The 23,862-nt window shown below is 39.5% G+C and carries 14 protein-coding genes and 1 tRNA gene; 8 read left to right on the forward strand and 7 right to left on the reverse strand.

What is annotated here, in order from left to right; genetic code table 11:
• Positions 1–136 precede the first annotated feature (136 nt).
• Together BUF13_RS13440 and BUF13_RS13445 are read right to left on the reverse strand one after the other, a co-directional pair.
• Complete coding sequence (locus BUF13_RS13440; RefSeq protein WP_073572306.1) at positions 137–1,369, reverse strand: M48 family metallopeptidase; 1,233 nt, start codon at positions 1,367–1,369, stop codon at positions 137–139.
• A gap of 8 nt (positions 1,370–1,377) precedes the next feature.
• Entirely contained in the window at positions 1,378–2,424 is a 1,047-nt protein-coding gene (locus BUF13_RS13445) for a PorP/SprF family type IX secretion system membrane protein (protein WP_083586456.1), read from the reverse strand.
• A gap of 83 nt (positions 2,425–2,507) precedes the next feature.
• Between BUF13_RS13445 and BUF13_RS13450 the strand changes: the two genes are divergently transcribed.
• The 5 genes from BUF13_RS13450 to BUF13_RS13470 all read left to right on the forward strand — a co-directional run bounded on the left by BUF13_RS13450 (position 2,508) and on the right by BUF13_RS13470 (position 16,592).
• Positions 2,508–8,033, forward strand: a complete 5,526-nt coding sequence (locus tag BUF13_RS13450; protein WP_073572308.1) for a T9SS type B sorting domain-containing protein — start codon at positions 2,508–2,510, stop codon at positions 8,031–8,033.
• Positions 8,033–8,785, forward strand: a complete 753-nt coding sequence (yaaA, locus tag BUF13_RS13455; RefSeq protein WP_073572309.1) for a peroxide stress protein YaaA — start codon at positions 8,033–8,035, stop codon at positions 8,783–8,785. Before BUF13_RS13450 ends, yaaA begins: the two co-directional genes overlap by 1 nt.
• Before the next feature lie 96 nt (positions 8,786–8,881).
• Positions 8,882–12,391 (forward strand): T9SS type B sorting domain-containing protein, encoded by a 3,510-nt coding sequence (locus tag BUF13_RS13460; protein WP_073572310.1) that lies wholly within the window; start codon positions 8,882–8,884, stop codon positions 12,389–12,391.
• A gap of 104 nt (positions 12,392–12,495) precedes the next feature.
• Entirely contained in the window at positions 12,496–15,237 is a 2,742-nt protein-coding gene (locus BUF13_RS13465) for a hypothetical protein (protein ID WP_073572311.1), read from the forward strand.
• A gap of 110 nt (positions 15,238–15,347) precedes the next feature.
• Positions 15,348–16,592, forward strand: coding sequence for an MFS transporter (locus BUF13_RS13470; protein WP_073572312.1), 1,245 nt, complete (start codon positions 15,348–15,350; stop codon positions 16,590–16,592).
• 45 nt (positions 16,593–16,637) lie between these two features.
• Here the strand turns inward: BUF13_RS13470 and BUF13_RS20530 are convergent, their stop codons facing one another.
• Positions 16,638–16,898, reverse strand: a complete 261-nt coding sequence (locus tag BUF13_RS20530; RefSeq protein WP_134204468.1) for a hypothetical protein — start codon at positions 16,896–16,898, stop codon at positions 16,638–16,640.
• Positions 16,899–17,064: 166 nt separating this feature from the next.
• Between BUF13_RS20530 and BUF13_RS20535 the strand changes: the two genes are divergently transcribed.
• On the forward strand, positions 17,065–17,499 hold the full coding sequence (locus BUF13_RS20535; protein WP_134204470.1) for a DsrE family protein: 435 nt from the start codon (positions 17,065–17,067) through the stop codon (positions 17,497–17,499).
• A gap of 54 nt (positions 17,500–17,553) precedes the next feature.
• Here the strand turns inward: BUF13_RS20535 and BUF13_RS13485 are convergent.
• Positions 17,554–17,627 (reverse strand) — tRNA-Arg (locus BUF13_RS13485).
• Positions 17,628–17,807: 180 nt separating this feature from the next.
• Between BUF13_RS13485 and BUF13_RS13490 the strand changes: the two genes are divergently transcribed.
• The gene (locus tag BUF13_RS13490; protein WP_073572315.1) at positions 17,808–18,554 is read left to right on the forward strand and encodes a porin family protein; all 747 of its coding nucleotides are present in this window, start codon (positions 17,808–17,810) and stop codon (positions 18,552–18,554) included.
• Between the two features lie 53 nt (positions 18,555–18,607).
• Here the strand turns inward: BUF13_RS13490 and BUF13_RS13495 are convergent, their stop codons facing one another.
• Together BUF13_RS13495 and rpoN are read right to left on the reverse strand one after the other, a co-directional pair.
• Positions 18,608–19,228: a PA-phosphatase gene (locus BUF13_RS13495; RefSeq protein ID WP_073572316.1), complete on the reverse strand. Its 621-nt coding sequence runs from the start codon at positions 19,226–19,228 to the stop codon at positions 18,608–18,610.
• The gene (gene rpoN / locus BUF13_RS13500; protein ID WP_073572317.1) at positions 19,228–20,682 is read right to left on the reverse strand and encodes an RNA polymerase factor sigma-54; all 1,455 of its coding nucleotides are present in this window, start codon (positions 20,680–20,682) and stop codon (positions 19,228–19,230) included. The genes BUF13_RS13495 and rpoN overlap by 1 nt, the downstream gene beginning before the upstream one ends.
• Positions 20,683–20,857: 175 nt before the next feature.
• On the opposite strand from rpoN, the gene asnS reads away from it, so the two are divergent.
• A complete protein-coding gene (gene asnS / locus BUF13_RS13505) occupies positions 20,858–22,309 on the forward strand; it encodes an asparagine--tRNA ligase (RefSeq protein ID WP_073572318.1) in 1,452 nt (483 codons plus the stop codon).
• A gap of 33 nt (positions 22,310–22,342) precedes the next feature.
• Here the strand turns inward: asnS and BUF13_RS13510 are convergent, their stop codons facing one another.
• The gene (locus tag BUF13_RS13510) at positions 22,343–23,824 is read right to left on the reverse strand and encodes a sulfatase (RefSeq protein WP_073572319.1); all 1,482 of its coding nucleotides are present in this window, start codon (positions 23,822–23,824) and stop codon (positions 22,343–22,345) included.
• Positions 23,825–23,862: the final 38 nt, after the last annotated feature.

The raw sequence follows: 23,862 nt of genomic DNA on the forward strand, positions 1-23,862 counted from the left end.
TAAAAACTTAAAACCAATTGACTATCATGAGGACAAGCAAAGTAACTGGATTTCAAAGCTTCACACTCTTAATAGCCTTGCGCTGTCAAAATGGACTAACCCTAATAACTTCTTAGATCTTTGGAAAAGATGGACCTTACTTTTCCAACTTCGCCAATCTCTCCAGCAATGGAGGATGCGAGTAATTGACAAATACATAAACCGGATCCGGATTGATATTGCTGAGAGTTTTTACAGAAAGAGTCTTCAGCGCTTCCGCCAATGGCTTTCCTGCATAAGTATTTCTAGCAAAGGCATCCGCCTCAAATTCATTTTTTCTACTCAATACGTTCATTCCAATGCCAATGATCATGGAGATTGGGGAAAATAGCATGGTAAAGGCGATTAGATTCAATTGTACGGACCATTCCGATCCCCCTAAAGCCAAACTGAGGTTTTTACTAAAAATAAATTGAGCCAAAAGAAATAAGATCACCCCCACCTGAAGAACCGATGTCACCATACTCAAAATGATATGCTTCTTCTTAAAATGCCCAACCTCATGAGCCAAAACAGCCACCAATTCTTCTTGAGTATGCTGCTCAATCAAAGTATCATAAAGCACCACTTTCTTTCTCTTTCCAAAACCAGAGAAAAAAGCATTGGCCTTCGAAGATCTTTTGCTTCCATCCATGACAAAAACATTATCTAGTGGAAAGGAAACAGATTTGGCGTAATCCATGATTTTGCTTTTCAATTCTCCATCTTCTAACGGAGTCAATTTATTGAAAAGAGGTAGAATCCAGGCAGTATAGAAGAAATTGACCAAAACCATAAATCCTGCAGCAAAAATCCAAAAAATCCACCAAAACTCTTTCCCCATTTGATCGATTAGCCACAAAAACAACAATAGAAGGCCTCCACCTATGATGATGGAAAGAAGATATCCTTTGATTTTATCACCGAAAAAAGTACCAATTGAGGTTTTGTTAAAACCATATTTTTCCTCAATCACAAAAGTGGAATAATAATCAAATGGCAAGCTCAACAAATCAGCCCCTACAAAGATGACCCCAAAGAAAATCAAAGATTGAATCATGGAATTATCTACAAAACTTCCGACCCAAGCATCAATAGCTCCAAACCACCCGAACCAAATCAAAAGAATACTCAATGCAAATGAAAACAGGCCCGAGAAAAGTCCAAACTTATAATTCTCAGTTTGATAGGCTTTTGATTTCAAGAGTTCATCCTGATTTAAATGGTCAGATAAAGTATCCGGGATAGCTGGAACAGGTCTTTTGACATTCCGGTAGCTCAAAATTTTATCCACCAAAAAGCCAAACACCACCACTCCCAACAAGAGGTTCTTTAATAGTTCTGGGCTCATCAAATATTTTAGAATTTAGGACAAGGCAATATTGTATCCCTTCTTGAAGGTTTGCCTTGATATTTGTTTGGAAGGGTCCATGATAGACTCAACTCATGAGCGCCCCCTGACTGAATTCCCAATTGAGAAACGGTATAATCGAAGCTATATCCAATATTTAACCCACTCAAGAGATTCACCCCCACCATCATCACAATGGCATCTCTGTTGCTTTGCTCATTGACAGGTTTATACGGTAACCCTCTATACCAAAGTCCAAAAACCATTGGTTCCACATTGAAATAGGCACCTACATCAAGCTGCTCGAAAGGACCTTGTCTTTTGTAATTGAAGGTTGGAGTTAATGATCTCTGTCGACGCATATGGGTAAAATCTCCTCTATATCCGCCTTGTCCCAAATCGATTTTATAACCTCCATGCAAAGAGAATTTTGCAGGCAGTGGACTGATTCCATCTATGAAAGATTGATTGGGTTCATTGACATGATGTGCAGAAAGTCCCAACCAGAAATTTTCTGTAAAGAACAAACCACCCAAAGACAAAGAAAGCATACTAACAGGATCACCTAAGCCTGGAATATCCGTTCCGGGTAAAATCGGACCAAAAGGATCGCTTGGGTTAATTTGATTGGCAAAAACCAAATTTTCATAAAACCCGATTTGTCTGCGGATATAGGTTGCCTGAAAGCCTGGTCTGAAATAGGAATTGTCCCCCAGTTTCAATTCGTAAGAAAATATTCCAGAAATCGAAGTTGATCTCAATTTGGCAGCCCCTTCTGTATCTTGCATAACATGAATTCCTACTCCGGCATTGTAATCCGGCAGGTAGGTATCATAATAGGCCGAGAAGGTAGTAAACTGAGCGTCAATGCTTGGCCATTGATTTCTGTAATTGAAGCCTACCCTACCAGTTAACTCTCCTCCAGCCATGGCAGGATTTAGGTAAAGTGGGGCTGCATAATATTGGCTATATTGCGGATCTTGGGCATAGGCAGAAAGACTCAGCAAAAATGCCAAGCACCCAAAAAAAACAATAGACAATGAAGACCGTAACAAGTATTTGTTCGTTTATTTGAATATTCAGTCGCTTTTTAAAACGAAACTACGTTTCGGTTGTTTTAGAAAGCAGTTCGAAAAATATGAAAAGCAAGCCGCATTCCATACATATACACCTTTTTTTAGCGTTTTTGACCCTGCTTTGTTGCACTTTAAATGAAAATACAGCTAAAGCACAGGGGTACAACGACAATGAATGGATTTTTGGCTATTGTGGTGGAAGCACAGAAAACAATTATTTATCCTTTGGTAAAGGAACTAATCCAACTGTTCAAACTCTCCCCGGATCAGTAATTGTTGACAAATTCAGCAACTCGCTGGCAATAGACCCAATTACTGGGCAGCCATTCTTTTATTCCAATGGTTCAATCGTATATGATTACAGTGGAGCTCCGATTCAAGGGCAGGTAGGAAATCTCAATGGACCAATTGACACCAGACAGCAAGTCGCAACAGGTTTTTTGGAATATGAACCAGAAGGAAATAAGTTGTTCTACTTATTTTATGTTTCACCAGGAGGTCAATTATTATACACATTGATCGACATGAATGCTCCCGGTCAAGCAACTGGAAATGAGCGCCCATTGGGAGAAATCACCGAACAAGACCAGCAAATCGGAAATGCACAAGGTGCAATTCTCGTAGTCAAATCACCATCTTCGCCCTCCTATTTAATCAGCTTCGACGGAGGGAATCTTATTTCTCGAAGACTTGGCGATACTGCTGGAGATTTCACCCAAACAGACAGTCAAGGCATTCCTTTTACTCCAAAAGCAATCATTTTTGACGAAGAAAAAGGACAATTGATCCTAATTCCTGAAAATGCCGGAGATGATATCGTCGTTGTTGATTTCAATACTAGTAGTGGTAATTTTGGATCTTCTACCTCCATTTCTCAATCCGGAGGAACCGAGCCAATTGAAGGGGCGGCCTTTTCTGAAGACGGCAGCTATGTTTATTTCTCAAGGGGAAATCAATTGTTCAGGGTTCCTTCTTCAGACCTTTCTGCAACTCCTGAGGAAATACCTCTAGATCCTCAGCCATCAACAGTATATGATTTAAAAGTCGGACCAGATGGAGAGCTTTATTTTATCTATGAAGAAGTAGATGGAGGACCTCAATTGATTGGAAGAGTCAGCAACCCAAATGAACCGGATTTAACGTTGATTGAAGTTGAAATCGATCCATTTAATGGAACTGATTTTTGCGGAACCATTTTTCCCACATTTGCACCCAATGCAGATGTCGCTGCAACAGTAGACTTCACTTGGCAACCGGAAATGCCTTGTTCAAATAATCCGGTACAGTTGACTAGTGAAATCACACCAGAAAATTATCAACCTGTTTCGTTCAATTGGGAATTTGATCCTCCTTTGACAGACTCCGATGGCAATCCTCTAGATGCTGATTACGAACAAGAGCATTTCCTGATCCCCGCAGATGCTACTGAAGGGCAAAGTGTCACGGTAACTCTTACAGTAACCTATGCTGACGGATCCACATCTGTGCCTGTCACCAAAACTATTCCCCTGACTGAAAACAATTTAGAAGCGAACTTCAATCCTTCAGACACTACAATTTGTGAAGGACAATGTGTGGATATTGCAGCATTGCTTCAAGCACAAAATTCCACCGGTGAAACAGGGGGAGAAGCTCCTCCAAGTGGTGGAGGTGATCAATACGAATATTTCTGGTCCAACTACCGTGAAGAAGGATGGGGAACACGTCAGGAAAACACGGTATGTCTTCCAGGTTTGTATTGGGTTTTAGTAAGAGAGCCGGACTCGGAATGCTATGCCTATGCAGAAATCCGAGTCAAAGTCTGGGATCTGGAGGACCAAAGTAACAATATCTGGTACTTTGGCGATGGAGCTGGGCTGGATTTTAATCCCGATCCAGATAATCCAGACGCACCAACACCTAGACCCATTGCCGAACGGCACCCTCAAAATATACCAGCCGGCACAACTACAATCTCAGATCAGGCAGGACAGGTTTTGTTCTTCACGGATGGCGCCTCTGTCTGGGATTTAAACGGAGATCTCATGGAAAATGGAGACTCCATTGGTGGGGACAATAGCTCTAGTCAAAGTGTCATTGCTGTAGCAGTACCTCAGGAGCAAACCCTCTTTTATCTTTTTACGACTCAGCAAAGCGCAAATGGAAGTAATCAGGTAAAATTCTCTTTGGTGGACATCAAATCTGACAACCCTGAGGGAGTTGGAAATGTAGTCACCAAAGACAATTTCTTGTTTAGCCCATCTACTGAACAATCCGCAGCATTTTCGGATGGAGATACCACATGGGTACTTTTCCATGAATTAGGGAATAATACTTTCCGGGCCTATCCAGTATCATCTGAAGGTATTGGTCAACCCGTCATGAGTTCAGTAGGTAGTAACCATGGATTCAACTCCGGGGTTGGAGCCATGAAATTCAGTCCAGACGGGTCTCAGGTTGCAGTCACGATTTCTGAAGGAGGCTGTAATAAGCTGGAGATTTTTGACTTCGACGCTGAAACGGGCGAAATGACAGAATATGCCAGAATTGACCTAGGTTGTGATGGAGATGTATATGGTTTAGAGTTTTCAGATAGTGGAGAAAAAGTCTTTGTTTCCTACAGAAATGGAGGACCAGGAATTGAAGAATTTGCCGTCAAACCTGTAGAAAACGACGATCCAGATGCCGCCACTTGTCCTGCCTGCTTTGATGGCGCTTCAACTCGAGCGCAACGAGAATCCTGTATCATTTCTACTCGACATGCAATCAGTCAAACTGGAGGAATGGATCTTGGAGCTTTGCAAATAGGGCCTGACGGAAATATTTATGTGGCTGTAGTTGGCTCCAATCAAATCGGTCAAATCTCAGTTGGATCAGGATGTGACTCTAATAGCACCTTCAACATGGATGCGGTGGAACCTATGCCAGGAACCACCAATCTAGGGTTACCAAGTTTCGTTCAAAATAGTGGAAGTTCAATTCCAGAACCATCTCTCTTAGGACCTGAAAGGCTTTGCCTTGATCCAGTAGAAGGAGCAACAGCAACTTTAGAAGGTGGTGGAGAGGCTGATATTGACTCTTATTTCTGGACTATTACAAGAGACGATGGTACAGTGATTTTGGATAATTATGGAGGACCTGGAGATCAATTCCAGACCTTGGATCAAGTATTTGACGAACCTGGAACTTATACAGTCGAATTAGATGTGACTCGCTGCGCAACAGAAAACTATTTCTATGACAGCATGGAAATCCAGGTGGATGCACCTCCTGTTTTGACTTTGGAATCAGATGCTACACTTTGTTCTGGAAGCCCTGTAACTCTTACAGCAATAGATGGATACGATCCTGCGGAGGGTCTATATGATTTTCTATGGACCAATGCCGCCGGACAAGTTTTTGGAGATGAAAACTCAAACTCCATCACAGTGGATGAGGAAAGCATTTATACAGTCTCTGTTTCTTACAGATTACCAGAAGGGCTTTCTGAAGAGGAGGCACTCCTCTATGAAACCTGTCCATCCGAAGCAGAAGTATTTGTAGGCCCAGCCTTCGAATTTGACATCAATCAGGATGCTCAAGAGGTTTGTTACGAGGAAACTGTAGTCACTTTTGCCCCTGACACTCCAATTTCCGGAGAATGGTTCTACGAACTAAATGAAGACGGAAATAGAGTTTCTTTGGGTGAGTATTTTGAATTGGAATTGACAGTGACTACCCTTCCAAGTGCTGGTGATTATGAAATTATTTTTGTGACAGAAGATCCGATTCTAGAAGGATGTGTGGTAGAGAAAAAGGTTGATTTGATTGTCAATGAAATTCCACTGCTTACGGCAATTCAAACAACTCCAGCGACTGACTGTAACACAGCTGATGGATCCTTTGAAATTACAATGCAGGCAAATGCCTCCACAGTAACTATTCAAGAAACTGGAGAAGTTTTTTCAAATGTTTCAGCAGGAGATGTCATTCCAGTTTCAAATGTTTTACCTGGAGTTTACACAATCGAAGCTGTGAATGATTTCGGCTGTACCTATATAGGAACTGTGAATATTGAGAACAGCAATCCTCCAATTGGCTATGAATTTACAGTCTCCACAACGGACGAAACATGTAGTATAAATGGAGTTGAAAATGGTTTAATAACGATCACATTTACCAGTGGTACTCCTGTCACAGCAACATACGAAATTACAAGACAAGGTGACGGTCAATTATTTTCCGGATCCATTTCGGGAGTATCCATGATAGAAATTCCGGTACCTTACGGGGATTATTCTGTAGAGATTATCGATCCAAGCAACTGTAATATTCCAGACCCTGACATCCATACTATAGCACAAAAGTTCCAAGTAAATTTCTCTGCTCCTACCTCGTTTACGGCCTGCGAAACTTTCACTTTCCAGCCAACTCCTGATAATGGACTCACCTATACATTGACTGGATCGGGTGGAAACGTGATATCGGCTGATGCTGATGGAAATTTCACAATTAGCCAATCTGATATTTATACACTTTTAGGAGAAGATCCTACAGGAGAAAATTGTCCAAGAGAAATAGAAATTGATGCTACCATCACTCAACCTATCGATTTTGCATTAGTTGGTCCTATCGACGATTGTCAATCAGGAATTATCTATGAAGCTCAACTAAACAATGTGAATCCAGAAGATGTGATTTTCCTCTGGAGAGATAATTTGGGAGTTATTGTCGGGAGAAGACAAAGCTTTGTTCCACCAAGAGATGGGGATTATAGTTTGGAGGTACAGCCTCAAGCCGGTGGCTTATGTCAAACAGCTCCAATTGATTTTACTGCAGAGATTCGAAGTTTATCTGTAGAAGTAGAATTGGATGTGATGCCTTTCTGCGTGGACCAGACCAGCACAACTTTGACAGTTATTGCAGATTTAAGCGATGTGGCAAATATCGAATGGTACACTGTTTCAGCAGGTACAAGAACAAGAGCCTTCCAATATGATGATATGCCAATCATTGAAACTAATGTCGAAGGTACTTATGAGGTATTACTGAGAAGCGCTGCTGGATGTGATTTAGGAAGAGCCTCCGGAATTGTTGCCAAATCTGTGATTGTTCCACCTGTAGTTCCAACCGAATTCACTATTTGTGCGATTGAAGGAGTAACGCAAAGTATAGATCCAGGAGAATACGATAATTATTCTTGGGTTTTGAATGGTGAAGAAGTTTCGCAAGATGCAATATTTACTCCTACTCTACCTGGAACCTATGAATTGACAGTTTCGGATAATTTAGGGTGCTCATATACCGAGTTCATTGAGGTATTAGAAGACTGTTCTTTGAAAATCATTTTCCCGAACGGAGTTGTTTTAAATGATCCAAATCGAAACTTTATCCTGTATGCAAATGAATATATTGATTTTGCTGAAGTCTTTATTTTCAATCGATGGGGAGAATTGATTTTTCATTGTGACCATGAAAATCTAGAACCAGCACAGCCATTCTGCCCTTGGGATGGAATAGTCAATGGAAAAACTGTACCAAATGGAACATATGCGGTCGTTGTGAAGTTTATCAGTAGAGATCAAAATAAAACCGAACAAGTTACCAAAGCAATCACCATCATTCAATAATGTTAATCTTAATTTCCCCAGCTAAAACACTAGATTACAGCACTCCTCCAATTCAAGAATTCACTCAACCAGATTTCACTACTGATGTCAAGGCTTTAGTTTCAGTGATGAAGAAAAAGTCAGCAGCTGACATCGCCAAGCTGATGCACATCAGTGACAATCTTGCCAATCTCAATGAGGAGAGATATAAGACATTTCAAAAAGAATTCAATTTTGACAACTCCAAGCAAGCGCTTCTGGCTTTCAAAGGAGATGTTTATACTAAAATTGATGTAGATAATTACTCTGATGAGGACTTTGCATTTGCACAGGATCATTTGAGAATCCTTTCAGGTCTATATGGATTATTAAAGCCTTTGGATTTGATTCAGCCTTACCGCCTTGAGATGGGAATAAAACTGGAAACCAAAAAAGGCAAAAACCTATATGAATATTGGGATAAGAAAATAGCGAAAGCAATCGATACTGTTGCAGCAAAGAAACCCATCATCAATTTGGCTTCACAAGAATATTTTAAGGCAGTTGACCTTAAAACCTTGAAGTCTCCTGTGATTACCATCCATTTCAAGGAGCATCGAAATGACAAATACCAAGTGGTTGGTTTCTTTGCGAAACAAGCGAGAGGGATGATGACAAACTATGCCATTAAGAATAAAATAACTGACCCAGAGCAATTGAAAACTTTTAATGAGGAAGGCTATGAGTTCTCTGAATCGTTAAGTTCGAAAAGGGATTGGGTATTTATCCGATAAACTGACCAAAAAGCTCCTCAATTTAATGATATTGAGGAGCTTTATTTTTTGATACCTAAGTATTTTGGTAGATTTATGAGGGTAAAAAGAACATAAATGAAAATAGTCCCCAAGAAAATATTTTTTTCCTTGTTCTTGGCAGTAGTTTTCATTTTAATACTGCAAAGGATTTTCCCATACCCTACCATCAATACAAAGAAGGCTCAAATTGAAGCCATTTCTTTGCAAATCACCCAAGATGAGCCAAACCTTACAGGGCCAGAAATACTTTGCTATGCTATTGGAGGACAAAGTATAATCGGGACATTTTCTGGAGGAGGAAATCCGGAAATCGACACTTACACCTGGAATATTTATGGCCCAGACAATAGCCTGATTTTCACTAAGCCAAATGCTGGCGGATTATTTGAAACAATCAGCTATACTTTTAATTTAAGAGGAACCCATAGGGTTGAACTAACCGTAACGAGAGGGTTATTATCTTTTCCTACTCAAACATTGGAGGTATTGGTACAGGACCGTCCAACTCCAAGTTTAAATCTCAACTATACACTTTGTGAAAATGATTCAATATCTCTTCAGGCGATAGATTCTCAATCTCCCAATTTCGACATCTATAACTTTGCATGGAAAAATGCTAATGGTGACACTCTAGGGACAGAAAATCTGCTTTCTATTTCTCAAATTGGAGAATATTATGTTGATATCTACACAATCAATAGTCAGGGAAGTATAGAATGTAGTACTTCACTTTATACGCAGGTTTCATCCTCTTCGGACATTACAGTATCTGCGTCAACAGATGCCATATGTACCAACCAATCCATTTCATTACAATCAGAACCAGAAACTTTAGGAAACTGGTATTTAAAGAAGGCTGGAGAATCCACTGAGAATCTAATTGGTACTGGTTCCGAAATCAATATTCACTCAAATACCTTGACTTCAGGTTATGGAGATTATGAAGTAATATTTGAAGTCATTACTGAAGACTCATCTGGTTGTCAAATTTTAGTTTCAGCTCCTTTTACATACAATCAAATTCCAGACTTTAAAATCCTGGATCCAATTGGAGCGAGTGATTGTAATGCCAATGATGGTGGAGTTACTATTGAGGCAATTACTCCGATTGATTATATATACGTTGAGGAAACTACATTCCAAACTCCCCCATTGGCTCCTGGGGATCAATATACTATACCAGGTCTAGTTTCCGGGGCTTATCAATTAATAGCCGTTTTAGGAAATTGCGGAAATTCATACGGAGCCATTGTCCCAATTATAGATCTACCACCAGATTTAGAGTTCACTATTACAGACCAAATAGGAGAAACTTGTACCACGGACGGAAAGCTTGACGGAAGTTTCAAGGTCAATTTGACTAATGGACCCATGGACGGTTATTACAAAATCTTAGGAGAAAAAGGTGAATTAATTCAGCAAGAGTCTTTTACGGGGCAATCTACAATCGATGTCCAAATAAGAGGAGGAAGCTTTATTTTCGAATTAAATAATCTGGACTCATGCTCCTTTCCAGCCAAGCAACCAATAGAAATCCCTTCCAAAGGATTGGTTAATTATTCTATTCCTAAGAGTTTAGCGATTTGTCAGACATTTGATCTTTATCCTCAAACCAACCAAGCTTTAGAATTTGAATTAATAGATCCAAATAATAATTCCCAAACGATTCTTGCTGGGGACTTTTTCACCATTACTGAAGATGGGGAATACAAAATGATTGGTCGATTGCCTGAACAAAGTGATTTCTGCCCAGTTTCTAAAATCTTTAATGTCACTCTGGTAGACCCTGTTGAATTTGAAGTAGTCCAAACAGAAGAAGACTGCCTAGGAAACAAAACCTACAAAGCAGAGATATACGATAGAGATTCGACTGCGGTTATTTTCACCTGGTACAATAACGACGGGGATATTGTAGGGACAAACCAATACTTGAACCCTATTGGGACCGGAACTTTCAAACTGGATGTCCAACCAGCAAATAGTTCAAGCTGTCCTAATCCTCCACTAGAATTTGAAATCACAGACCCGGTCCTTTCTGTAGATGCGACCTTAACCTCTACCAAACTTTGTGAATTTGGGCCAGAGGCTATAGTAAATCTGGAGACTACATTTCCTGAGGCTGTTACTGATGTAAGATGGCGGAGATTTGATGAAGATGGCGAAATAATTGAATTGTCCGAGTATGACGATTTATGGGAAATAACGACAAGGATTGGAGGAACTTATGAAGCTTCAGTTTACAGTATCATACCTGCGATCAATAAAAACTGCGAATTAGGAAGGTCGAGTATTCAATTGAACCTCGTCCCAGATAAAGTTCTCTTTGACATCCCAAGTGAAATTTCAGTCTGTCAATCATTTGCTTTAATTCCTGAAACAGAAGACGGTTTAAACTTCTTTGTCACATCTCCATCAGGAGAAATTTTGGAAGGAGTCAGTGGGGATAGTTTCATCTTGGATCAGGAGGGCACTTATACTTTCTTAGCCTTTGATCAAGACTCTCCTACTCCTTTTTGCCCAGAACAAAAAGAGATTGTAGTTACTTTAGTCGAACCAGTGATCTTCAATCCTGTACTCTCGGAAGCCTTTTGTGATGGCAGCAGAATATATCAAGCCGAATTAGAAAATTACAGTCCTGATGATGTCTTATTTACATGGAGAGATTCCAATGGAGGCATCATAGGTGAAGAAGAGTTCTTAACCCTGCCCGGAGCAGGAACCTATTCATTGGAAGTTCAACCAAAAAACTCTGAGGCTTGCCCATATTTACCTAAAGAGTTTACAGAAGACCCTCCTATTTTTGAAGTAGAAGTCAGCTTGGATCCTGAACCTCTTTGCCCTGATGCAGATTCAGCAATTATCACATTAAACACAGATCTTGATCAAGTCACGAGTATTGAATGGTGGTTTACTGACCTAAACGGAAATCAAACTCAACTCACAAATTTTAATGATCAGACTGAGATTTTAGCTATTGAAGAAGGAACCTATGAAGCAAGAGCTTTTAATTTCATCCCATGTCTAGTCGGAACAGATCAGGTTATTATCTTGAGAAGCCAAGATGACGTAAGACCAATTGTAGAGGAGAGCTATCAGATTTGTCCTAGATATGAAATTGGTCCAAATATTGACCCCGGCGATTTTGCAAGCTATGAGTGGTATTTTGAAGGACAACTAGTTTCTGAAAATCCAATTTTCAAACCACAACAAGTTGGCAACTACCAACTGGTTGTTTATAGTTTAGAAGGATGTGCTTATGAGGCAACTTTTTCTACTTTGGAAGAATGCGAATTGAAAGTTGTATTTCCAACAGCACTAACTCCAAACAATCCTGACAAACCATTTTTAATTTATACTAACTATCTGGTCGATGAGCTAGAACTATGGATTTTCAACCAATGGGGAGAATTGATTTTTCATTGTAAAAACACGGACCTGATTAATGAAGAGTCAACCTGTGTATGGGATGGCACTTTTAATGGGGAAAAAGTACCCAATGGAGCGTACTCTTTTAGGGTGAATTACAGGAATATTGAAAAAAACATACAAGAAGAATACCTAGGGTCACTTTTGGTGGTTGAGTAATATAGGTTCAATAATGTTGGAATATTTTTTGCAAAAATTCTCAAAAAAGTAATTCTTCGATCAAAAGGCAGTATTTTTGTCTTGCACCCAAAAACTTAACACCCTTGTCTGAAAAGGCTCAATTTCCAAATTGGAAGATTGGGATATTCGTCATCTTGATTTCACTTTCTGCATTAGTAAGTAAAGCAGGAAAAAGTGAAGTCACAAAAGAAAGCATGATCCCCCATGTTTCCACTGAATTTGCTGAACCCAAAATTGTTGGTCCGGACGCTCTTTGTGTTGTATTTGGCCAAGTAGTTGGAACCTATAGCGCGGGAGGTGATGTCGGTGATGTGTATGATTGGACTGTTACCAACCCTGCTGGAGAGGTAATTTTGACTAGAAGTGGAGGAGAGCAACTAGAAACGATTCAAGTTGTGTTTTCTGAAATAGGCACTTATACCATTGCACTTCAAGTTAGGAGAGGAACAAATTTTAATTACTACCAAGAATCGAAATCAGTTGAAGTTCAAAAAGGGCCTCAACTAGCTTTGCTCCCTGACTATCTACTTTGTGCTGGATCTGCAACTGTTCTCACCGCACTTGATCCATCAAGTAGTGATATATCAGAGTTCACCATAGAATGGAAAGATATCGATGGCAACCTTTTGGGAACTGGAAATGAATATCTCACCTATAGTGCAGGATACCATTTAGTCGAGCTTTATAGAACAGGAGCAAATGGGGCTCAGTCTTGTTTAATCACTGGATCTACTTTTGTCGGTCCCCCTATTGATTTCGAGATTGAACTATCATCCACTACTTTTTGTGAAGGAGGAACCATCGAAGTAGGGTTAGACACACCACTTACAGGGGACTGGTTTATCCAAAAAGGATTTACCGGTGCAAGGGAACTTGCAGGCCAAGGATTCGAAATTGAATTTGAATCAGAAGACCTAAGTGGCCCTGGACTTTATATTGTTACTTTTCAAACAACTTCCGAAGAATATCCTGATTGTATTTCAGAGAGATTTGTGGGCTTTGAATTATTGGAATCTCCTCAAGCAACTATCAGCATCACAGAACAACCGGATGATTGTGTTCTTACTAATGGGGCTTTTGATATTACCTTGAGTACCGATGTTGATGCTTTATATATCCCTGAATTAAACTATACTCAAGGTTCATTAAGTTCAGGGCAGTCCATATCCTTTCCTGATTTAGAGCCAAAGGTATATTCGGTGGTAATTGAAAAAGCGGGGTGTCAGACAACAACTCTGGTTCAACTAGATTCTAAAAATCCTCCAACATCCTCCAATCCTCCTAGCCAAACACCACCTACGATCACTACAACTGATGAGACCTGTTCTCCAAATGGTGTGGTATCAGGCAATGTCAATGTCCAATTTGGTATTCCTATTTCAAATGGCACCTATAGAATTCTTGAAAAAGGCAGAGGATTGACAGATTCTGGTGAAATACCCGCCAATGGAGAGTTTCAAGTAGAATTGAAAGACGGAAGTTATTTACTTGAAATAAATATCGATGGATGTACCTATCCCATTGAAGAAATAGAGATCGGAGATGCTCCTCAGGTTAACTTCACTGTCCCAGCCGAATTAAACATCTGTGAGACTTTTGTTTTAGAACCCGATACAGATCAAGATATCAGTTTTACACTTACTTATCCAGACGGAACAGAAGAGTCCTTAAATTCCGGTCAGGCCTTCACCTTAACTGAAGAAGGAGAATACACCATATTTGGTGAAGGAAATGGAAACAATGCAAACCTTTGCCCTAAAATTATTGAGTTTTCTGCCACCTTTTCTAAATCGATTTCATTCTCTCCCTATTTGGCAATAGACAAATGCTTCGACCCAATCCGATTTAAAATTGAATTGCAAGGAATTTCCATCGAAGAAGCTAGTATCAGATGGTTTAATGATCAGGGAGATATTGTGGGGAGAGCACCTGAGTTTTATCCTGCAGGTGTTGGACTCTATTCTCTTCTAGTCCAGCCTTTAGCAAGTGGATATTGCCCGGTAGATCCTGTAGAGTTTGAGGTTGTAGCCCCGATCACCTCAGTGCCAATGAATATGGCGGCTACCAAAATCTGTCCTCTACCAAGTTTTGGGGTTGTCACTCTTACAACTGATGAGGAAGAAGTAGCAAATACGGAATGGATTTATTACGATTCATTAAATAACCGTCAGGAATTACCAGAGTTTTTAGGACAATTTGAAATAGAAGTAACAAACCCAGGAACCTATGAGGCGGTAGCTTATAATCAAATGGGATGCGAGATCGGTAGAAATCTAATTGCTGTTGAAGCCAGCACCTTGCTCACACCTCCACAATTAGATGACACTTACGCTATTTGTTCAAAGAAAAACACCATGGAAGGCATCAATCCTGGTGATTACGAAAGCTATGAATGGTATTTTGAAAATGAGCTAGTTTCCACATCAAGTACCTATAAGCCTACACTTGTGGGTGAATATTCGTTGACCGTCACGACTATTGATGGATGCGTATTTACAGATTCTTTTACTACCTATGATGCTTGTGATTTTCAAGTAGTATATCCTAATGCGATGGTTATTGGAGATTCAAATAGAAATTTTGGAGTAATAGTATCAGAAGGAGTGACAGAAGCAAGTCTGTATATTTTAAATAGACAAGGAGCTCTTATTTACCAAGAAGACACTCAGGAAATAGCCTATGAGACACCGATCCTACAATGGGATGGAATGATGCTCAATGGAAAAAAAGTCCCATTGGGGACCTACGTGGTAGTTTTACTTTTGAGAAATCCAACCTATGGATTTGAGGAAAAGCTAACTGGCTCATTGTTAGTAATTGAATAGGAACATTTTTAAAATTTACATTGGCGGAAAAGCCTGAATCCAATATTTTTCATATTTTCAACGGATTTAATCAACCGAAAATTCATTCCTAATCCAAAAAAACCTGTTCTATGACGCAAGCCATTAATCGCAGTGCTCTTTTCAACGCCAGTTGTTTTGCGTTGATTACCACAGCATTCTCATTTAGTATTAGTGCCGGGACATTGAGATCCCTTGGTACTGACTTAGGTTATTCGGCCGAACAACTCGGCTTTATCAATTCACTTTGGTTCTTTGGCTTCCCTATCGCTATGATTATTGGGGGGTTGGTATACCACTCCCTAGGTCCAAAGAAAATCATGAACATCGCTTTTCTTTCTCACTTTTTAGGTGCAGCCCTGACGCTTTATGCTATCTATTTTGTGTCTGAATCAAGCTATGTTTTATTACTTGCCTCTAACTTGCTGATGGGAATCGGTTGCGGATGTACTGAAGCTGCTTGTAACCCAATGATTGCCGATATGTATACCGGAGAGAAAATGAATAAAATGCTAAACAGATTCCACATGTGGTTCCCAGGTGGAATTTTCGTAGGAGCCTTGCTTTCTGAGTTGATGTCAACTCTTGGTTTCTCTTGGCAGTCCCAATTCTGGTTGATCCCTATCCCAGCATTGATTTATGCATTTTTGTTTAGAGGAAAAGCTTTCCCTCAATCAAGTGAAGAGCAGGCGGCATCTCTATCTGGAAATATCAAAGGAATGTTAACCCCATTGTTTTTCTTTATTTTCTGCTGCATGGCTTTGACAGCCATTACCGAATTCGGACCTCAAAAATGGACTGGTTTGATCATGGAAAGCTCTGGAGCTAAGCCTATGTTGATTTTGGCACTTACCACTGGTTTGATGGCCGTTTTAAGATTCTTCGGGGGGCCTGTCACCAATGCTTTAGGTCAAACTGGTGTCTTATTAGCAGGCGCGATTATCTCTACTTTAGGTATCTATTTATTCAGTACTCAAACTGGCGCTATGGCATACGTAGCTGCAATTTTCTTCGCTTTAGGTGTTGCTTTCTTCTGGCCAACCATGATTGGTTTTGTAGCTGCAAAAATCCCTAAGAGTGGAGCTCTTGGTATGTCAATCATCGGTGGTGTAGGTATGTTCTCTACAGCAATTTTCCAACCTTTCATTGGAAGCTGGATTGACAGTGACATTGCCGAGCAAAAGGCTTTGGGACTAACAGGCACTGAACTAGATTTGGCTGCAGGTCAAGCAACTCTATCTACCATGATGACTTTCCCAATGATTTTGATCGTGGCATTTGTAATTCTCTTCTTCTGGCAAAAAGGTAAAAAACCAGAAGTAGCAGTTGCTCACTAAAATATTAAAGCAGCCTTCGGGCTGCTTTTTTTATGTATTTTTTTTCTAAGGGCAGGAATAGCTTTCGTATTCATCTTTTTCCAAAGACCAAATTTTATCATCATCATCTCGATAAGTCAAGGTCTCTGTTCTAATAGAAACTTCAATCGTGTGATTAGTTTCTACCACTCCTCCTCCATTGGCTAAAACTATCGTACAAGGACCTTCAAACTTCTGAATGTCTTTTATTCCTATGTCTTGTAGCCAACTTTCGCAAGAAGTCAATGAAAGTGCGACAAAAAGGATGAGTCCGTATTTAAGTTTCATTAGCCATGGAATAATCAGACTAATGTAAACTATACATTTCAAAAGAGGAAGCTTAAGCTCTTCAACCTCACCAAATTTCCAATCAAAAGTTCTCCACTCACATTTTTTAATCGAATCTACCTCTCCTATCCAATTCTCCTTAAATTGAATGTAAATCTTGAATACTATGAAAAAATACACATTTCTTCTCCTCGCTTTTTGCTTTGTATCTGTCTCAACTGCATTTAGTCAGACTGTCATTAAAGAACAAACAATCTCAGACCTAAATAAAAATCCAAATTATGCCTTTGGAGTCCGAGACGCCGATGGATTTAACAGCGCATTAGGAATGTTTGATGCTCTTTCTGAGAATGGAGTCTCAATTGAAAATTTCGAAATAGTTGTAAAAGGACCTATTGTGAAAGAGTTGGTAAAAGGCTCTGAAATGGAAAAGCAGTTTCAGAAATACAAGTCCAAAGTCAAAGTAAGTATCTGTAGCATTGCTATGAAGAGACTGAATGTTTCAGAAGAAGAATTATTTGATGGATTGGATATAGCAGAGTCTTACTCCATTAGACTTTTACAGCTTCAAGCACTGGGATATAGCTACTTAATCTATTAGCCGATTAAAAATTGAAGCAAAAAAAAGCCCACCTTTTTGCAAAGATGGGCTTTGTGACCTCGTCAGGATTCAAACCTGAAACCTCTTGAGCCGTAATCAAGTGCTCTATTCAGTTGAGCTACGAGGCCGAATTGGTCTGCAAAGGTACCTATAAATCGAATTATTCCAAATATTAGTTGCAAGGTTTTTTTATTTGCAACCTTCTACCCTGATTTTCAGCCTTAAGAATTATTAAGACTAAAAGCGGGTTTATTCCTGTAGGATTTTCTATTTTTGCCCGCACTAGCACGTAATTAAGCATTCTTTTAATGAAAAAAATATTCACCTTCCTACTCGCATTTTCATTAGTTCAATTAGCATTTGCTCAGGAAGAAGCCAAAAGTCCTAAGACTCCAATTGGAGGCCGACCTAATATTCCTTCTGATTTGAAAATTGAATTTGGATTCAATGTCCTCAACAATAGACCTGAAGACATGGGAACCAACTTTTTCGGATCAAGATCTTTGAACGTATACTATCAGCATCCTATCAATATCTTCGGCGCTACCTCTGGTTTTACTTTGGATCCAGGTGTTGGCTTTGGAACTGATAAATGGTCATTTCAAGAAACAATGAACCTTTTCAACGATGCAGAGAAAGGAACAGATGCAAGTGATTTCCTTGATTTGTCTGACGTATATGGAGATGGCCTTTCTGTAGACTACAATAAGTTCGCATTGAATTATTTTGAAATTCCTGTGGACTTGGTTTATCACGTGAACAAGGCTAACTACACAAAAGGGTTTAGAGTAAGTGTCGGAGGTAAAGTTGGAATTCTTTATGATGCTCATACCAAAATCAAATTCACTGATAATGATGGCCTAGAAAGAAAGATCAAAGAATCCCAGAACTATGGTTTGGAGAAAATTCGATATGGATTGACTTTCAAAGCTGGTACTCCAGGATTCTATGTATGGAGTTATTTCGGATTGAATAATGTATTCCAATCAGGTATGGGACCTGTAGAAAACCAAGCAAAGCAGATTAGCTTTGGAGTAGCTGTGAATCTATTCTAAAAAGAAATAAAGATTGATATTTGAAATCCAGGCTGAAAAGTCTGGATTTTTTTTTATCCCCAAATCCAAAGAAATCCTATCAAACAGGAAATAAACCCATAGGCAAAGCCGACATACACTTCAACAGGCTTATGGGCATCTAAAAGCAATCTGGAAGAACCTACAATCCCACACAGCATCAGTGCACCCAAAAGTGGGTACAAAGCAGAAAAATTAGGAAAGTACATCCCCAACACCACTACCAATGCCAACAACCCACCTACACCAGTCATATGTGCTGACATTTTCCAAAAGAAAGTAACAATTGTAAGCACCACCACGACAGCTGTCATAATGGCCAAAGATTGCCAAAGAATGGGATCAAGCTCAGTCATTTGATACATGAAATAGACTGTCATCAGGTAATAGATTGATATGACTGAAAAAGGAATCAATCTATCCTTTAAATCTATCATGTGTAAGCTTTTAACGGTCCCACTTACCCGAAGACCAATTACTGTAATCATTGGAATAGCTAAAGTGGAAAGTGAAACCAAATAAAAAATCCTTGATTTGAACTCTTGCGGTATACTACTCGCCTCAGGTACTCCAAATAATATCAAGGCGAAACCTAAGGCAGGAATTACTAATGGTTGAAAAATTACCGATATAATCTGAGCTAAAAATCTCGCCACTACAATTCTTTTCTTAATCTGGCAACCGGGATTTGTAACTGCTCTCTGTACTTAGCCACTGTTCTTCTGGCGATATTGTAGCCCTTTTTGTTCAGCATTTTCACCAACTTATCATCAGAAAGAGGCTTCTTCTTATCCTCTTCATCCACCATTCCTTGAAGCACAGATTTCACCTCTCTATTACTTACATCTTCGCCACTGTCGGTAGATATACCTTCAGAGAAAAAGTATTTCAATGGATAAACCCCAAATTCAGTTTGAATTGCCTTACTATTTGCCACTCTAGAAACAGTAGAAATATCCATATCGATTTTTTCGGCAATATCTTTCAAAATCATAGGGCGAAGGTTGGTCTCATCACCATCTAAAAAGAAATCTTTTTGATACTGGAGAATCGCCTCCATGGTACGCAACAAAGTGTTTTGTCTTTGCTTGATGGCATCTATAAACCATTTTGCGGCATCTAGCTTTTGCTTAACAAAAGTGACTGTGTCTTTCAGCTTTTTATCTTTTTTGTCAGACTTATCATAAGCATCAAACATATCCGCATAAGACCTAGAAATTCTAAGTTCAGGAGCATTTTTGGAATTCAAACTGATTTCCAATTTTCCAGAATTATTGGTCAGAATAAAATCTGGAATGATGTATTGTGTTCGAACCAAGCCATCTGAGATACCTCCTGGCTTAGGATTCAATTTTGTGATCAGATTAACAGCATCTTTGGTTTCTTCCTCTGTCAATTCGCATTTCCTCTGAATTTTGGAATAATGCTTCTTAGTAAATTCTTCAAAGCAATCATGAAGAATTCTAAGCGCATGAAGAATCACAGGATCATCTGGATGCTCTTTTCTCTCCAATTGCAAGATCAGGCATTCCTGAAGATTACGAGAGGCGATACCGGCTGGATCAAATGACTGGATCTTTCTTAAGATTTCTTCTAACTCATCGATGTCTGTCTCTATATTTTGAGAAAAAGCCAAATCATTGATGATAGCTTCCAAATCTCTACGGATATAGCCATCATTCTCTATACTTCCAATTAATTGCTGGCCGATGATTTTTTGTCGTTCATCCAGCTTCAAATAATTCAATTGTTGAATTAGCTGCTCATGCAGTGAGGCCTGAGAAGAAATGGGGATTTCACGATCCTCTTCATCAGAATTATAGTTCCCATCACCTTGCATCTTATACCCACCATACTCATCATCCAGATATTCATCCAAATTAATATCTCTATCATCTGTAGGGACATCATCTTCATAGCTATCCTCAAACTCTTCCTGAGTAGACTCTTCTTTCTCTTCTCTACCTTCTTCCAAAGCTGGATTCACCTCTAATTCTTCCTCAATTCTTGCATCCAATTCGGCTGTAGGAACCTGCAACAGCTTGATAAATTGGATCTGTTGAGGGGAAAGCTTCTGTGAAAGTGACTGACTAAGATGTAGCTTTTGCATGTATGATTGAGTAAAACCTGCAATTTGGGTTCAAAAAAGGCCTTTTCTCATGAAAAAGCCCTGAACTCAAAGTTAGGAAAAACGAGCAAATTTTTGATAAAAAGGTGATTTAATCGTTTTTTTGCAAACTATAAAAAATAGTCGCTCTGCGCTGTTTTAAACTTTATTCGAAATCATGGCATTCAACAAAAGGGTCAAAATCAAGACCATCCTGGATCAAAATCCAATTGGCAGTGAACTTACCATCATGGGATGGGTAAGAACCAAACGTTCCAACAAAAACGTCACCTTCATTGCGATGAATGACGGCTCAGTTATAACTAATTATCAAGTAGTAGCTGACCCCAATTTGATTTCTGAAGACGTATTGAAAAAATGCAGCACCGGAGCTTGTCTGAAAATCACAGGAACTGTGGTAGAATCTCAAGGATCGGGACAAGCTTCTGAATTGAATGCAATTTCCATCGAAGTATTAGGTGAAGCAGATCCTGAAAAATATCCACTTCAGCCTAAAAAGCACTCATTGGAATTCTTGAGAGAAATCGCTCACCTAAGAATGCGTACCAACACGTTTGGGGCAGTTTTCAGAGTGCGCCATGCTTTAGCATTTGCGGTACACCAGTATTTCAACAATAAGGGCTTTTTCTATATCCATACTCCAATCATCACTGCCTCCGATGCAGAAGGTGCCGGTGAAACATTCAAGGTAACCACTTTGGACATTGCTAATCCTCCAAGAACAGAGGAAGGAGCTGTTGATTTCAAGCAGGATTTCTTCGAAAGAGAAGCAAACTTGACAGTTTCTGGACAATTGGAGGGTGAATTGGCAGCGATGGCTCTTTCTGAGATCTATACTTTCGGACCTACCTTCCGTGCCGAAAACTCCAACACTACTCGTCACCTGGCTGAATTCTGGATGATCGAACCGGAAATGGCATTTTATGACGCAGAAGACAATGCAGATTTGGCTGAGGACTTCTTGAAATACTTGATCCAATATGCTTTAGAGAACTGCATGGAGGATTTAAAATTCTTAGAATCAAGATTGCTTGACGAGGAAAAATCAAAACCAGCAGATCAACGTTCTGAATTAGGGTTGATTGATAAGTTGAAATTTGTTTTAGAAAACGAATTCGTAAGAATCACTTATACCGAAGCGATTGAAATCTTGAAAAGATCGAAACCAAATCAGAAGAAAAAATTCCAATATTTGATCGAAGAGTGGGGTGCTGATTTACAATCAGAGCACGAAAGATATTTGGTTGAGAAGCATTTCAAAAAGCCAGTTATCCTAACTGACTATCCGAAAGAAATCAAATCTTTCTACATGCGTCAAAACGAAGATGGAAAAACCGTAGCAGCGATGGACATCCTTTTCCCTGGAATCGGAGAAATCGTAGGCGGTTCCCAGCGTGAAGAGAGAATGGACGTTCTTCTGAAAAGAATGGAAGAAATGAACATCCCAACTGAAGAGATGTGGTGGTTTTTGGATACCAGAAGGTTTGGATCTACTCCACATGCCGGATTTGGATTGGGCTTTGAAAGAATGGTCCAATTCGTTACCGGAATGGGAAATATACGAGACGTAATTGCTTTCCCTCGAACCCCAGGAAACGCAGAATTTTAATCCTTCTATCCCCGGCAAAAATGTCGGGGATTCTTATTTCTCAAAAATCCCCGTATTACCTTTTTCCAATAACTTTTTGAGCTTAGGCAATGATTCCAATTGAGGCCCAGCTATATTATTTGTCTCATTGGGATCACTGATCTGATCATACAATTCATATTCAGGACCATTTGAGCGATAATAACGGGTTAACCTATACTCAGAAGTCCGAACCGAATTCCCCTGGTTGAAATAGCTGTAAGCTGTATTTCTCCAACTTTGAAGCTTCGGGTTCTTCATTAGATCTACCAAACTCTCTCCATCCAGTTTTTCTGAAGGTTTTACACCAGCCAGTTCCAACAAAGTAGGAGCAATATCCACTGTGCTGACTATCTGATTGATGTAATTTCCTTTTCCGTCAGGAGTTTTTATCATTAAAACAGATTGTAATGCCCAATCAAAAAGCGTATGCTTTCCCCAAACTAAATCATCCCCTAAATGCCAACCATGATCTCCCCAGATTACGACAATAGTATTTTCAGCCAGCCCTTGCTTTTCTAATTCATCTAATACTTTTCCAATCTGAGCATCTACATAGCTTACAGAAGCTAAATAGGCATGTCTAATTTTTCTAGCATATTCATTGGAAACGGCATGATCCAAACCTGCTTTTTCCTCCCCTAGGGCATATTGGTTAAACTCACCACTTGTGATCAAACTAGCAGCTGCAGAACCTTCCGGTATGGCCGCAAAGGGGGCCAATGGAATTTCAGACTCCTCATACAAATCCCAATATTTCTTCGGTGCTGTAAAAGGCAAGTGAGGCTTAAAAAAGCCAACACCTAAAAAGAATGGTTCTTTCCTCTCTTTCAATTCGGACAATTTCTCAATCCCTAACTCTGCCGTTAAGCCATCCGGATAGCCCATATCGTCCACGTCAGCGGATTCATAGGGTTTGACTTGCTTATTCATCCCAGTTCTATTACTTCCATCTGCATAGCCAAAAAATGCATTATGGCCTGTTCCCCATTTTCCGGAATCAAAGAGCATTTCATCCCATGTTCCAGGTAATTCTAACTGGTTACTTTTGGGTTCGTCGTATTCATAAACATAACCATCCGGATGATGCGATAATTTCCCAATTCCAACAGTATAAAATCCATTTTCTCGAAGGTCTTGAACAAAAGTCTTGGGCCTTTCACTTTCTGGCTTGTTAGAGATATTATTAACTGCGGCCATATTACTCAAATCACCTTTGGATTTCGGCAGTTTCCCAACAAGCATACTATATCTAGAGGCTCCACATGTTGGAACTGTTACAAAGTGATTCTGAAAAACAGAACTTTTGGAAGCAAACTGATCCAAGTTTGGAGTATAGGTATAGCTTTTACCATAAGCCCCCAACTCTGGCCTCAAATCATCCACTGCTATAAAAAGAATATTGGGTCTTTTAGGAACATTTTGTGCCTTAATCCTAAAAGTCTGAGAAAGAAAAATTGCTACTAGAATAAAGAGATGTCGAAAAGACAATTTCATGGGAATTACATTTTCAACCAATTTAATGATTGAAATCA

It is taken from the genome of Algoriphagus zhangzhouensis, assembly GCF_900148515.1.
Lineage (GTDB): Bacteria > Bacteroidota > Bacteroidia > Cytophagales > Cyclobacteriaceae > Algoriphagus > Algoriphagus zhangzhouensis.